The organism is Cupriavidus sp. PET2-C1 (assembly GCF_054515855.1).
Window position 1 is genome coordinate 2,112,700 of the sequence record NZ_CM137260.1, and the last position, 13,791, is coordinate 2,126,490.

11 protein-coding genes are annotated in these 13,791 nt (G+C 65.9%); 9 read left to right on the forward strand and 2 right to left on the reverse strand.

The features are described 5' to 3' along the window. Positions 1-58: 58 nt before the first annotated feature. Positions 59-937 (forward strand): LysR family transcriptional regulator, encoded by an 879-nt coding sequence (locus tag ACX12D_RS29515; RefSeq protein WP_441632714.1) that lies wholly within the window; start codon positions 59-61, stop codon positions 935-937. 270 nt (positions 938-1,207) lie between these two features. On the opposite strand, the gene ACX12D_RS29520 is transcribed toward ACX12D_RS29515, so the two are convergent. Further along, on the reverse strand, positions 1,208-1,507 hold the full coding sequence (locus tag ACX12D_RS29520) for an antibiotic biosynthesis monooxygenase family protein (RefSeq protein WP_441632712.1): 300 nt from the start codon (positions 1,505-1,507) through the stop codon (positions 1,208-1,210). A gap of 247 nt (positions 1,508-1,754) precedes the next feature. Here ACX12D_RS29520 and nadC point away from each other — a divergent pair, with 247 nt between their 5' ends. Continuing rightward, positions 1,755-2,591 carry a carboxylating nicotinate-nucleotide diphosphorylase gene (nadC, locus tag ACX12D_RS29525; protein WP_441632710.1) on the forward strand — a complete coding sequence of 279 codons (837 nt, stop codon included), beginning with the start codon at positions 1,755-1,757 and terminating at the stop codon, positions 2,589-2,591. A gap of 135 nt (positions 2,592-2,726) precedes the next feature. Here the strand turns inward: nadC and ACX12D_RS29530 are convergent, their stop codons facing one another. Further along, complete coding sequence (locus tag ACX12D_RS29530; protein WP_459374591.1) at positions 2,727-3,272, reverse strand: MarR family winged helix-turn-helix transcriptional regulator; 546 nt, start codon at positions 3,270-3,272, stop codon at positions 2,727-2,729. 559 nt (positions 3,273-3,831) lie between these two features. Here ACX12D_RS29530 and phnN point away from each other — a divergent pair. From phnN to leuA, 7 genes are all read left to right on the forward strand, one after another. After that, positions 3,832-5,871 carry a phosphonate metabolism protein/1,5-bisphosphokinase (PRPP-forming) PhnN gene (phnN, locus tag ACX12D_RS29535; RefSeq protein WP_459376555.1) on the forward strand — a complete coding sequence of 680 codons (2,040 nt, stop codon included), beginning with the start codon at positions 3,832-3,834 and terminating at the stop codon, positions 5,869-5,871. A 70-nt stretch (positions 5,872-5,941) separates the two neighbouring features. Then, complete coding sequence (locus tag ACX12D_RS29540) at positions 5,942-6,934, forward strand: tripartite tricarboxylate transporter substrate binding protein (RefSeq protein WP_459374592.1); 993 nt, start codon at positions 5,942-5,944, stop codon at positions 6,932-6,934. Positions 6,935-7,156: 222 nt separating this feature from the next. Further along, complete coding sequence (locus tag ACX12D_RS29545; protein WP_459376556.1) at positions 7,157-8,272, forward strand: porin; 1,116 nt, start codon at positions 7,157-7,159, stop codon at positions 8,270-8,272. A gap of 279 nt (positions 8,273-8,551) precedes the next feature. After that, positions 8,552-8,857, forward strand: coding sequence for a FeoA family protein (locus tag ACX12D_RS29550; RefSeq protein WP_174426149.1), 306 nt, complete (start codon positions 8,552-8,554; stop codon positions 8,855-8,857). Positions 8,858-8,876: 19 nt separating this feature from the next. Next, positions 8,877-10,748 (forward strand): ferrous iron transport protein B, encoded by a 1,872-nt coding sequence (gene feoB / locus ACX12D_RS29555; RefSeq protein WP_459374594.1) that lies wholly within the window; start codon positions 8,877-8,879, stop codon positions 10,746-10,748. Positions 10,749-10,766: 18 nt separating this feature from the next. After that, positions 10,767-11,087 carry a DUF6587 family protein gene (locus ACX12D_RS29560; RefSeq protein WP_459374595.1) on the forward strand — a complete coding sequence of 107 codons (321 nt, stop codon included), beginning with the start codon at positions 10,767-10,769 and terminating at the stop codon, positions 11,085-11,087. A 759-nt stretch (positions 11,088-11,846) separates the two neighbouring features. Then, positions 11,847-13,544 carry a 2-isopropylmalate synthase gene (gene leuA, locus ACX12D_RS29565; protein ID WP_459376557.1) on the forward strand — a complete coding sequence of 566 codons (1,698 nt, stop codon included), beginning with the start codon at positions 11,847-11,849 and terminating at the stop codon, positions 13,542-13,544. Positions 13,545-13,791: the final 247 nt, after the last annotated feature.

Genomic DNA, 13,791 nt, shown 5'->3' on the forward strand with positions numbered 1-13,791 from the left:
TCCGGCGATTCGTGTCTAATTCTAAAATTGGCTTGGTCCATATATTTTTTATATCGCCATGGAATTCCGTCACCTGCGCTACTTCCTCGTCCTCGCCGAAGAACTCCACTTCGGCCGGGCCGCCCGCCGCCTGTCGATCTCGCAGCCGCCGCTCTCGCTCAATATCCAGCAGCTGGAAGCCTCGGTGGGCGCCCGCCTGTTCGAGCGCGACAGCCGCGGCGTGCGCCTGACCGCCGCCGGCCGGGCCTTCCGCGAATCGGCCAGCGCGCTGCTGGCCCAGGCCGAAGAGGCCCGCCTGCTGGCTCGCGAGATCGAGGCCGGCGCCGTCGGGCGGCTGCGCATCGGCTTCGTCGGCTCCATGCTGTACCGCGGCCTGCCCCAGCGCTTGCGGGAGTTCCAGGCCAGCTACCCCGGCATCCAGGTGGCGCTGACGGAACTCAACTCGCAGGAGCAGATCGACGCGCTGCTGCATGACGGGCTGGATGCCGGCTTCATCCACACCAACCGCGTGCCCGACGAACTGGCCACCGCGCTGGTCCATAGCGAGCCCTTCCTGTGCTGCGTGCCGCATGACCATCCCCTGGCGAGGCAGGCCACCGTGGCGCTGAGCGAGCTGCGCGGCGAGCCCTTCGTGCTGTTCTCCCGCAAGGCCTCGCCCGACTACTACAACCGCATCTTCGAGATGTGCGCGGCGCAGGGCTTTTATCCGCAAATCCGGCATGAGGTGCGGCACTGGCTGTCGGTGGTGTCCCTGGTGTCGCAAGGAACCGGCGTGGCGGTGGTGCCGGCGGCGCTGCAAAGATCGGCGATGGCGGGGGCGGTGTTTTTGCCGCTGGCGCAGGCGACGGTGCCGTCGGAGGTGTATTGCGTCTGGAAGGCGGGAACGGACGAACCCGCGCGCGACCGCTTCCTGGAGAAGATGCGGGATGAGAAATAAGGAGGTAGGGCGGGAAGAGAAAGAGAGCCGGGGCCTTCCGGCTCACCCCACAATGCGGCACGCGCCTGCAATGGCGAACGCAATCAGGGTAAACGCCAGACTCACAAAGAAAATGCCACCTGCTTTACCGGCAGGTGGCACGTCAAATACGCGTGGAACGGGGTGTTCAGCGTGCAAGGAGCATACCCGCTGCACTTTCCCCCACCAATAACGCAATTGCGTTATTCGGGACCCTACTCAAGCAGGGGGGGATTGCCCGCCGGTCCGGATTCAGAACCCCTCGACCGCCACGCTGACATGGCCCACGTTGGGCGCAGCGGCAAAGTAGTCGCCAACCAGCTTGCGCCATTCGGCGAAGTCCGCGGATTCGCGGAAATCCACCATGTGGTTCTCGACCGTCTCCCACTTGACCTCCAGCGTGAAATGCGAGGGGGTTTCGATCGACCTGAGCAGCCGCATGGCGTGGCAGCCGCGGGCGCGCTTGAAGAGCGGCGCCGCCTTGGCGACCGCCGCCTCGAAGTCCGACTCGGTACCCGGTTTGATCTGGAACTGCGCTATTTCGAGAATCATGTCTTGTGCTCCGTCTGTGCGTGTCAGGAAGGCCGGGGCGTGGCCCGGTCGTGTGTCGACAAGCATTTTATGACAGGCCGGCACATTGCGCGTCGCCGCGAAATTATTCTTAGATGTCGAACTTTACTTGACAAGGCCACGGCAAATGCTAGGATTGCCGTACGTACTTCGATATCTAAGCATTTTTCGCATTCACGTCAAGACCGCGACACCAACCCACCGGACCCCCGGAACCCTGGAGCCAAGCATGTACGACCCATTTGCAACCGACAAGCTGATTGACCTGTGGCTGACCGAAGACATCGGCGCCTGCGACCTGACGGTCCACACCATGATCGAGAAGGGCGAGACGGGTTCGTTCTATATGAATGCGCGTGAGCCGATGCTGATCGCCGGCGTGGATGTGGCCGCCCGCGTGTTCTCCCGCTACGATCCGTCGCTGCATGTGGACGTACGTGTCAACGATGGCGACAAGGTCGCCAAAGGCGCCATCCTGATCGCCGTGAGCGGCTCCGCGCGCAGCGTGCTGACCGCCGAGCGCACGGCGCTGAACATCATGCAAAGGCTGTGCGGGATCGCCAACCATACCGCCCGCTATGTGGAGGCGATTGCCGGCACCAAGGCGCGCCTGATCGACAGCCGCAAGACCACGCCGGGGCTGCGCGTGCTGGAGAAGCACGCGGTAACCTGCGGTGGCGGCCTGAACCACCGGCTGGGGCTGGATAACGGCGTGATGATCAAGGACAACCATATCGCCGTGTGCGGCAGCATCGCCGCGGCCGTGGAGCGCGCGCGCCGGCAATTGCCGGTGCTGACCAAGCTGGAAGTGGAGTGCGACCGGCTGGACCAGGTGCATGAAGCCCTGAAGGCGGGCGTCGACGTGATCATGCTGGACAACATGTCCGTGGCCGACATGCGCGAAGCCGTTGCCATCGTCAACGGGCGCACCAAGGTGGAGGCGTCCGGCGGCATCAACCTGGAGACCATCCGCCCCATCGCCGAGACCGGCGTTGACTACATCTCCACCAGCAAGATCACCCAGTCCGCGCCGGCCGTGGATATCGGGCTGGACGATGCGGTGTGAGCGAGCGGTGTAAAGCTACCGTGTGAGAGCTACCGTGTTAGCGGGAACCACTCCTTCCCGCCACGTTGACGCGCGCCTGGCTGCTGCCTGGCGCGCTTTTTTCATGCCACGCTTGCCGCCGGCGCCGGCACTGGCTCAAAGATCCGCCAGCAGCCGCCCCAGCTCGCGCGTCGACGGCATACGCCGTGCCGTGCCCTGCGCCTGTTCCTCGTCCTTCGCCAGGTTGTGGTTGATGGCAATCAGCACCTTGCGCGCAATCGCGACGTCCTCGGCCGAGACCCCCTCCACGCTGATCGCATTGACCTCCTCGGCCAGCGGCACCAGCTTGCGCTTGAGGGCGCGTCCCGTCTTGGTCAGGAACACATGGACATTCTTCTTGTTGCCGGGCAGATGCGTGCGCTCGATATAGCCCAGCGCTTCCAGCGCCTTGACCGCCGCGAATGTGGTCGGCTCCGTGACGCCCGCCAGGTCGCTCAGCTCGCGCTGCGACAAACCATCGTGATCCCAGAGGATCCGCAGGATGGTCCAGTGCCCATAGGAGACCGTGTGTTCGGCCAGGCGCATCTGCAGGGCGCGGATATACGCCCGGGCAGCGTCCTTCACCATATGCGCCAGGCGCTCGTTGGCGATGTCGCCTGGCTGGGCGGGCGCCTGCGTTTCAGTCAATTTTGATGTGGCCATAAGACGGTGTGGGAGTCCTTGTCGGCGCCGGCCATGCCCGCGCCCGATGATGGAAAACATGATAACGCGTTAGCAAAGCAGCCGGATCTTCCGCCACGCCGGTCTCTCGCCGGATATTCGCCTGCCAATCATTTTTCCGCGTCCCAATGTAGTGCTCACTACATCAGTGCGGGCTTGCGCCACGACGAAGCAGCAACGCACCCGCAGAGGGATTTCCCTGCTAGACATTGCTGGAATCTCCACCAAAGGCCGTGGATACGGCCCTTTCCGGCTATGGCCTGACTCTTGCATATTCTTAGATGTCGAACTTATCTTGACAAGGTTTCATCAGGTGCTAGCATTGCCTTTGTACTTCGATATCTAAGCATATTGCCCGAGGACGTACGCGGCTCAGTCGACGCACGGTCGACGAAATGGGACCAAGAGAAAGCATAGGATGACCATGAAAAACCCCGAGACCTGGAACGACACATGCACAAGCAGCCTGGAAGCCTCCCGCTATCTGAACCGCGTCGGGCCATCGGCTTTGGCGACGGCCTCCACCACGCGGGATAAGCCCATGCCAGCTGCCGGCACCTTCTTCCTCGTGGTTGGCCCCAGCGGCGCGGGCAAGGATTCGCTGATGGACGGCGCCAGGGCCGCGCTGCTGGCCGATCCCCGCTACGTGTTTGCCAGGCGCGTCATCACCCGGCCAACGGGCTCGCCGGGCGAGGACCACGAGGGCGTGACGGAGGCCGAATTCTCGGCGCGCGAGGCGGCCAACGCCTTCCTGATCACGTGGGCTGCGCATGGCTTGCGCTATGGCTTGCCGGCCAGCTTGCTCGGTGAACTGGAGCGTGGCCGGCATGTCATCGCCAACGGCTCGCGCGGCATTGCGGCAGCGCTGGCTGGCCAGTTGCGCAACTTCGTCGTCATCCATGTCACGGCGCCGCTGCAGGTGCTGGCGCAGCGCATTGCCGCGCGCGGACGCGAATCCGGCGACGCGGTGCTGCGCAGGCTCGAGCGCATGCCCGATCCGATCCCGGCCGGCGTGGCGAGCGTCTGCGTATCGAACGACGCTGCCATGGCGGTGGGCATCGCGCGCTTTCTCGAAGCGCTGCGCACGGCGTCGACGCCGCTCAAGGCCAGACGCATGCCGATCGCCGCCGGCGACGCGCACATTGCCTATGTGTCGCCCGCCAATGCCGCGGGCCAGGCCCGCGTGGCCGTGCGCTCCGGAACGGCCGAGATCCCCGCGGCCTTGCATGTGGTCGAGAGCCCGGGCTGGCTGCAGGAAGAAGAAATCGGCCTGTCCGATGCCCTCTTCGAGCGCCTGGGCGTTGCGCCCGGCAGCACCGTGCGCCTGCGCCGGATTCCCGGCCCCGTCAGCCGCGATGTGCTGCGCAAGAAGCTGCGCGGCGATGCCTTGAGCGAGGCCGAGTACGAAGCCGTGCTGCGCGATGCGGTGGAGGGCCGCTATACGGAGATCGAGCTGACCGCGTTCCTGGTGGCTGCCTCGCAGCACCTCACCGATGCGGAAGTGGTCAGCGTCGCGCGTGCCCGCACGCGCTTTGCCCCCAGGATCGGCTGGGACGAACCCATCGTGGTGGACAAGCACTCCATGGGCGGCGTGCCGGGCAGCCGCATCACGCTGATCGTGGTGCCGATCGTCGCGGCGTTCGGGCTCGCGATGCCCAAGACCTCGTCGCGGGCGATCACTTCCGCGGCCGGCACCGCCGAGGCCATGGAGACGGTGGCGCGGGTGGACCTGGACATCGACGACGTGCGCCGTTGCGTGGAGCAAGCGCGGGCCTGCATTGCCTGGAACGGCCGCCTTAATCACTCGGCGATCGACGATGTGATGAATGCCATCACGCGCCCGCTCGGCCTGGACGCCAACCGGTGGTCGGTGGCGTCCATCCTGTCCAAGAAATACACCGCGGGCTCGACCCACGTCATCGTCGACCTGCCCTTCGGCCCGCAGGCGAAGCTCAAGTCGCAAGCCGAAGCGCAGGCCCTGGGCGTCTTGTTCGAAGCGGTGGGCGCCGGGCTGGGCATGCAGGTGCGCGCGTTCGCGACGGACGGCAGCCAACCCATCGGGCGCGGCGTGGGCCCGGCACTGGAAGTGCGGGATGTGCTGCAGGTACTCAATGGCAGCCCCGACGCGCCCGCGGACCTGCGCGAAAAGGCCTTGTTCTTTGCCGGACAGATTCTTGCGTTCGACCCGGCCGTGGGATCTCCCGCCGAGGGGCGGCGGATTGCGGGCGAATTGCTTGCCTCCGGGGCCGCAAGCGCCGCATTCGACCGGATCGTGGCCGCGCAGGGCGCAAGGGCGGCGCCGGATGCACCGGGCAATCATGTCCACACCGTACCGGCCAGCACAGCGGGCGTCGTCGCGGACATCAACGGCTTTGCCATCGCCGGCATTGCGCGCGGCGCCGGTGCGCCGCGCCGGCCTGGCGCTGGAGTGGACCTGCTGTGCACGGTGGGGGATCGGCTCGTTGCGGGGCAACCGCTGTTCAGGATCCACGCCGAGACCGCCAGCGATCTGGAGGCGGGCGTACGGGCTCACGCTTCGGCAGAGCTCGCCGGGCCACCGGTTCGTATCCAGCCGGACTAGCAGCGCGTCCGGGCGCGCCGCCTGCACTGGCGCACTGATCTATCATTTCCTTCAACCGATGAGGCAACAAATGACATCCTTATCCGTGGTACGCAGTCTCGCATCGATCTCCTTGCTGGGGGCCACGCTGTTCGGCCTGCCCGCGCAGGCGAGCGCCAATATCGGCGGCGACTTTCCACAAAAGCCGATCCGGCTGGTGGTGACGTTCCCGGCGGGCGGGGGAACCGACACGCTGGCGCGGGTGATCGGCTCGGAGGTGGGCCGCAGCCTGGGCCAGCCCGTGGTGGTCGACAACCGGCCGGGCGCCAGCGGCAATATCGGCGCCGAGTACGTCGCCAAGAGCCCGTCGGACGGCTATACCTTGCTGGTGGTCAACAGCAGCTTTGCCATCAACCCCGGTGTGTTCCGCAACCTGCAGTTCGATCCAGGCAAGGACTTCAGCGCGGTGATCTCAGTGGCATCCGTGCCATCCGTCATCGCCGTACCCGTTTCTTCCAAGATCCAGACGTTCAATGACCTGCTCGCAGCCGGGCGCTCGGGCAAGCCGCCGACGTACGCCTCCTGCGGCAACGGCACGCCCCAGCACCTTGCCGGCGAACTGCTCAAGATCTCGGCCAGGATTGACCTGCTGCACGTGCCTTATAAGGGTTGCGCGCCTGCGCTCGCCGACGTGCTGGGCGGCCAGGCCGATGTCAGCATCAACACGCTCAGCAACACGGTGCCTTACCTGAAGGCCAACAAGCTGCGCGCGCTGGCCGTCACATCAAAAGGCCGGTCGCCGCTGCTACCGGACGTGGCCTCGGTGAGCGAGCTTGGGGTCAGTGGCTATGACGTCGACCAGTGGTTTGGCATCCTGGCCCCGGCGCACACGCCGCCAGACATCGTGCAGAAGCTCAACGCGGCCATCGCCAAGGCCGTCGCCAAACCCGAGGTCAAGGCCAATCTCGCCCAACTGGGATTTGCCACCGCCAGCAGCACCCCGGCGGAATTCCAGAAAGTGGTGAACACCGACATCGAGCGCTGGAAGAAGCTCGCCGCGCAGATCGGCCTGCGGATCGACTAAGACCCGCAAAACGCTGACGGAAGCCGACACAAGCCTGCTAAAGCTCGCCAAGGCCAACTGAGACCCACGGGGCAACGCGCGCCGCCCGCCCCACCCGATCCCATTGCTGCACCGCTACGCCACGGCCATCACGGATCCCGTGCGACCGCTTGCGCCTTGCGTTTGCACCTGCCGTAAGGAAAAGACATGAACGAAATGAAGGCAATGAAGGAAATCAAGGCAATGAAAGACATCCCCCGCCTGACGCCCGGATACGCGTTCGCCATCGCGGCACTCACCCTGTCCGCCCCCGCCTGGGCGCAGTCCGGCCTGGTACTCTATGGCGTTGCCGACGTCGGCATCGAGTACCTCACCCACGCCGACGCCAGCGGTAACGCCCTCGCGCGGATGGCTTCGGGCAACCTGTCCGGCTCGCGCTGGGGCCTGCGCGGCACGGAAGACCTCGGCGGCGGCACCAGCGCGCTGTTCGTACTCGAGAGCGGCTTCGATATCGATGCGGGCACGCTGGGCCAGGCCGGCCGGCTGTTCGGGCGGCAGGCCTATGCCGGCTTGAACACGCCCTATGGGCGGATCACCGCGGGGCACCAGAACAGCCTGCTCTACGACATCCTGATCAACTACGACGCCATGGCCATCGCGCCGCGCTACTCCGCATTCCTGATGGATAGCTCACTCGCGGGACGCTACGACAACGCCGCCAAGTACGTAGTGAAGTTCGGCGGGCTGACGGCCAGCGCGATGTACGCGTTCGCGCGCGGGACCTCCGTAACCACCGGCACCACCAGCACCACCAGCACCATCACGGGCGAGACCGCCGGCAACGCACGGAACGACCGCGCCTGGAGCACCGCGCTGGAATACGCCACGGGCAACGCCGGGGCCACGATCATCTACGACCAGCAGCAGGGCACCACCGGCCTGTCCGGCCAAAACCCGGCGCAGCGCGACCGGCGCATCGCCGTAGCCGGCAGCTATGCATTCGCTCGCGCCAAGGTGTTCGCGGGCTATCGCTGGCTGAGCGGCGACATTGGCAGCACTCCTACCGTGGCGGCGCGCCGGAACGACCTGTTCTGGCTCGGCGCGAGCTATGCGTTTACGCCAGCGCTGACGTTGAGTGCGTCGGCCTACGTGATGAACGACAAGCGCAGCGCGCAAGATCCCTGGAGCCTGGTCGGCACGCTGGACTACGCGCTGTCCAAGCGCACCGATGGCTACCTGACGCTCGGATACGTCAAGAACAAGGACGGTTCGCGCGTCGGCCTGAATGGCATCCAGGCCAGCATCGGCCCCGGCCTGAACCAGCTTGGCGCGGTGGCGGGCATCCGCCACAAGTTCTAGCCCGGGCTAGGCTGCGGCACGGTGAGCAAGGCGCGGCACCCGCACAGGGTGCCGCATGGTCGGGCGCGACAGATTGATGCCTGACGTGCGCTTTGGGGCGATGGCGGACCGCCGGCATTGTCGTGCGCCATGCATGCAAGCGCGCACTAATAGCACAACGGCGCGAAATCAAAACACCCGCAGGCAAATCAGCTACAATAGGAACGATTTTCATTTACCAACCCTGGTGTGAGTTTGCCGACCGCGTGCCGTGCCTCGCGCCAACGGACTGGAAGCCACATGCGGTTGTCTGAACTTCCGCGGCGCACCGCCGCTGTCATCGTCTCGATCGATGACAATTCTCCTAACGATCCGGTGGCACGCCGCCTGCGCGAACTCGGCTTTGTGCCGGGTGAAGCCGTACAGGTCATCGCGCTGGGACCGTTCGGCATGGATCCCCTTGTCGCCCAGGTGGGCTTTACCCGGTTTGCCTTGCGCCGCGCCGAAGCGGCTCGCATTACCGTGGAAGCGCTAAGCGCCACCGTCTCCAGCATCACGCCGGCAGCGCAGCCCGACGCGCCCGCCGCCAAACGTTCCGCTGCCTGACCGGGCACCTGCCAAGAATATGTCTGTCGCCACCCCGACTTCCGCTTCCCAGCGTCCCGCATTGCGCGTTGCGCTGGTGGGCAATCCCAATTGCGGCAAGACCGCGCTGTTCAATCGCCTGACCGGCAGCCGCCAGAAGGTGGCCAACTACGCCGGCGTCACCGTCGAGCGCAAGGAAGGCCATTTTGTCTCGCCGGCCGGCCGGCAGGTGCGTGTGCTGGACCTGCCGGGTGCCTATAGCCTGCACGCAGCCAGCCTGGATGAAGCCATCACGCGCGACGTCTGCCTGGGCAAGCGCCCGGGCGAGCCGCGCCCGGACCTGCTGGTGTCGGTGGTGGATGCCACCAATTTGCGCCTGCACCTGCGCTTCGTGCTGGAACTGCGCCGCCTCGGCCTGCCGATGGTGCTGGTGCTCAACATGAGCGATGCCGCGGCCAAGCGCGGCATCCACATCGACCACGACAAGCTGGCCGCCGCGCTCGGCGTGCCGGTGGTCCGTACGATTGCCGTCAAGCGCGATGGCGCCGCCAGCCTGCTGGCCGCTCTGGACGCGGCCTTGCCTGAAGTGCCGGCTGCAGCCCCCGAGCCGGCATCCGACCTGGACGTGCACCAGGAGGTCAAGCGCCTGCTGGATGCCGCCGTGACCATGCCGGCACGCACCGCGGCCATCGACGACCGCCTCGACCGCATCCTGCTGCATCCGGTGTTCGGCCTGATCATCCTGGCCGTGCTGCTGTTCCTGATGTTCCAGGCGGTGTTCTCCTGGGCCGCCCCGCTGATGGACGGCATCGAGGGCGGCGTGCACTGGTTCGGCGAGATCGTCGGCAGTCATCTGCCCGAGGGCATGCTGCGCAGCCTGCTGGTGGATGGCCTGATCGCCGGCCTGGGCGCCGTCGTCGTGTTCCTGCCGCAGATCCTGATCCTGTTCCTGTTCATCCTGACGCTGGAGGAGTCCGGCTACCTGCCGCGCGCCGCCTTCCTGCTTGACCGCCTGATGATGGGGGCCGGCTTGTCCGGCCGCTCCTTTATCCCGCTGCTCTCCAGCTTTGCCTGCGCGATTCCCGGCATCATGGCCACGCGTACCATCCAGGACCCGCGCGACCGCCTCGCGACCATCCTGGTGGCCCCGCTGATGACGTGCTCCGCGCGCCTGCCCGTGTACGCCCTGCTGATCGGCGCCTTCATCCCGGCGCGCACGGTGATGGGGATGTTCAACCTGCAGGGCCTGGTGCTGTTCGTCCTCTATGTGGCGGGCATCGTGAGCGCGCTGGTGGTGGCGTACGTGCTGAAGTATTTCCGCCGCGACCGCACCGACCACCCGCTGATGATGGAACTGCCCTCGTACCGCATCCCCAATGCGCGCGACGTGGCGATCGGCCTGTGGGAGCGTGCCCGCATCTTCCTGTCCCGCGTGGGCAAGGTGATCCTGACACTGACGGTGCTGCTGTGGTTCCTGGCCACGTTCCCGTCGCCGCCGGACGGCGCCACCGCCCCGGCCATCGACTACAGCTTCGCCGGCATGATCGGCCGGGCGCTGGAGCATGTTTTTGCCCCGATCGGCTTCAATTGGCAGATCTGCATCGCGCTGGTGCCGGGCCTGGCCGCGCGCGAAGTTGCCGTTGGCGCGCTGGCCACCGTCTATGCGCTGTCCGGCAGCGAGGACGCCATGGCCAGCCAGCTGGTGCCGATGATCGCCGCGCAATGGTCGCTCGCCACGGCGCTGTCGCTGCTGGCCTGGTACGTGTTCGCGCCGCAATGCATCTCCACCATGGCGGTGATCCGGCGCGAAACCGGCTCCTGGAAGGTGATGGCCGCCTCGACGGCCTACCTGGCAAGCCTGGGTTACCTGGCTGCCTTTGCCACGTACCGCATCACCCTGATGCTGAGCTAAAGCGAGGACATTGCAGCCATGAGCCTTTACCACGCCTTTGAAACCCTGCTGGTGCCGCTGATCGTGCTGGCCTGCACGCTCTCCGTGCTGGCTCGCTATGCACCGCGCACCCGTGAACGGATCAAGAGCGGGCTGGCGGCGCGCCTGGGTGGCACCGCGGCCACCGGGTGGCGCCAGCGCGCGGTGGCCTGGCTGGCACCGCAGGCAGCGGCCGGCTGCGCCAGCGGCTGCGACAGCGGCGGCTGCAATACCTGCGGCTCCAGCACCACCGACAGCGTGCAGCAAGTGCCCGCCCAACAGGCCGGCGAGCAGGTCATCCGCTTCGTGGCCAAGCGCTGATACGCCCCAAAACCCATCGCTGGCCACGTTTTTGATCCACGCAGAAACGGGTACGCTTTGGGTTCGCCACGCTGGTTCACGGCGTCTTCGGCACCACCTCCCTCCCCTCTTTCCCTCCTCGTCGGCACCTGCGCGGCACGATCTCCAGCAGGCGGCCGTCCGGGGACGGATCATTGAAAGACAAGTCCGTGCTGATGGCCAGGCGGAGGTGGCTGGCAAACCGGTTATCCGCAGGGGACTCGGCGCACTCGTCCCACGCGTCCTTGACGCCCGTTCGCGTTCTCGACTATTCTTGCCGGATGCCGGGCGCTGAAAAGCGGGCTCGGCATGCATGACAAGTACATGTGCAAGTGATCGACGCACCTTGCGTAAGCCGCGTCATCCGCACCGCTCACACACACCACGCAATGCACCAAGCCACCTGCTTCCACCGCCGCGCCGCCGATGCCTCCCGCATCGCTGCAGCCGCGCGCGTGCCGGCAGCAGGTCGCGCGCTGGGTACCGCCATTGCTCCCCTTGCACCGGCCCTGTCGGCGCCGCGTCTTTCCTCCTCGCTACTGCTAGACCTACTGATCGGTTGCCGGGCCTAGGGCCTAGTGGCAGTTCGGCAGCCTCGCGCCACCCTTTTTCCGCAATAGCTTTCTGACGCCTTCGCCGTTGAGCGCTTCAGCGCCCTGGCGATCTTGCGTCCTGCTTTTTGCTTTTTGCTTTTTGCTACTTGTGTCTTGCATCTTCCCGCGAGGAAGGAGAACCGTCATGATGTTGCGCAACCCCGCCACCAAATACCGCCCTGCCACCACCGTAGATATCGCCGACCGAACCTGGCCCGCCAAGCGCATCACGCGCGCGCCGGTCTGGATGAGCACGGATCTGCGCGATGGCAACCAGGCCCTGATCGAGCCGATGAATCCGCAGCGCAAGCTCCGCTTCTTCGAGCAGCTGGTCAAGATCGGGCTCAAGCAGATCGAGGTGGCGTTTCCCTCGGCCTCGCAGACCGATTTCGATTTCGTGCGGATGCTGATCGAGGAAGACCGCATCCCGGACGACGTGACCATCGTGGTGCTGACCCAGGCGCGCGAAGACCTGATACAGCGCACCATCGAATCCGTGCGCGGCGCCGCGCGCGCCGTGGTGCATCTCTACAACCCCATCGCCCCCGCGTTTCGCCGCATCGTGTTTGGTGCAAGCCGCGAGGAGGTCAAGGAGATCGCGCTGGCGGGCACGCGCCTGATCAAGACGCTGACCGACGGCATGCCCGAAACGGCATGGAGCTACGAATACTCGCCCGAGACCTTCAGCATGACCGAGCTGGATTTCTCGCTCGAGGTTTGCGATGCGGTATCCGCGATCTGGCAGCCTAGCGCCACGCGCCCGCTCATTCTCAACCTGCCGACCACGGTGGAATGCAGCACGCCCAATCTCTTCGCCGACCAGATCGAATGGATGCACCGGCATCTTGCACGGCGCGCAGACATCGTACTGTCGGTGCACCCGCACAATGACCGTGGCACCGCCGTGGCAGCCGCCGAGCTTGCCGTGATGGCCGGCGCCGATCGCGTGGAAGGCTGCTTGTTTGGCAATGGCGAGCGCACCGGCAATGTCGACCTGGTGACGCTGGCGTTGAATCTCTACACGCAGGGCGTGGACCCCGAGCTCGATTTTTCCGACATCGATGAAGTGCGCCAGTGCGTGGAGGATTGCAACCAGCTCCCCGTGCATCCGCGCCACCCGTATGTGGGCGACCTCGTCTTCACGGCCTTCTCAGGCTCGCACCAGGATGCGATTCGCAAGGGCTTCGCACAGCAGAAGGCGGATGCGATCTGGGAGGTGCCTTACCTGCCGATCGACCCGGCCGACCTTGGCCGCAGCTACGATGCGGTGATCCGCGTGAACAGCCAGTCCGGCAAGGGCGGCATGGCTTACCTGCTCGAACAGGTGCATGGCATCTATATGCCGCGCCGCCTGCAGATCGAGTTCAGCCGCGCGGTGCAGTCGATGACCGACGAGAGCGGGCTCGAAGCCAGCGCCGATGACTTGTATGGCTTGTTCAAGCGCGAGTATCTCGAAGATGAGGCGCCGCTGCGCTATGTGGGCCACCAGATGGTGTCCGGCAGCGACGGCCACGTCGAGATCGAAGTGGCGCTGCTGCGCGATGGCCAAGCGGTCAGCGCGCGCGGCCGGGGCAACGGCCCGATCGATGCGTTTGTCAGCGGCCTCAAAGGCGCGCTGGACATGCCGGTACGGGTGATGGATTACCACGAGCACGCGCTGTCAAGCGGCGCCAATGCTGCCGCGGCCTGCTATGTGGAAGTGCGGGTAGGAGACTCCGCCACGGGCTTCGGCGCCGGCATCGATGCCAGTATCGTCACGGCATCGCTCAAGGCCGTGGTGTCGGGCGTGAACCGCCACCTGCGTGCGGCCAGCCAGCCGCGGCGCGAGCAAGCCCTGGCCGATTGATGCCGCCCGCGCCCGGGCCCAAGGCCTCGGCGCAGAAAAACCGGTGTGCCCCGCCCCCACGGGGCACACCCGGAAAGACGCCCTTGCGGGACGCCCACGACATGCTCGTTGCTTGACTGTGTGCACAGCGTAAGGCGGGCGCAAACTTGCTGCCACGAATATTTGCGCATGTCCTTAGAAGCCCGGCCCGGGATTGGAAATGCGAAAGCGCGCCGCGCGGCTCGCGCGCAAGCACCCCGGCGCGAGC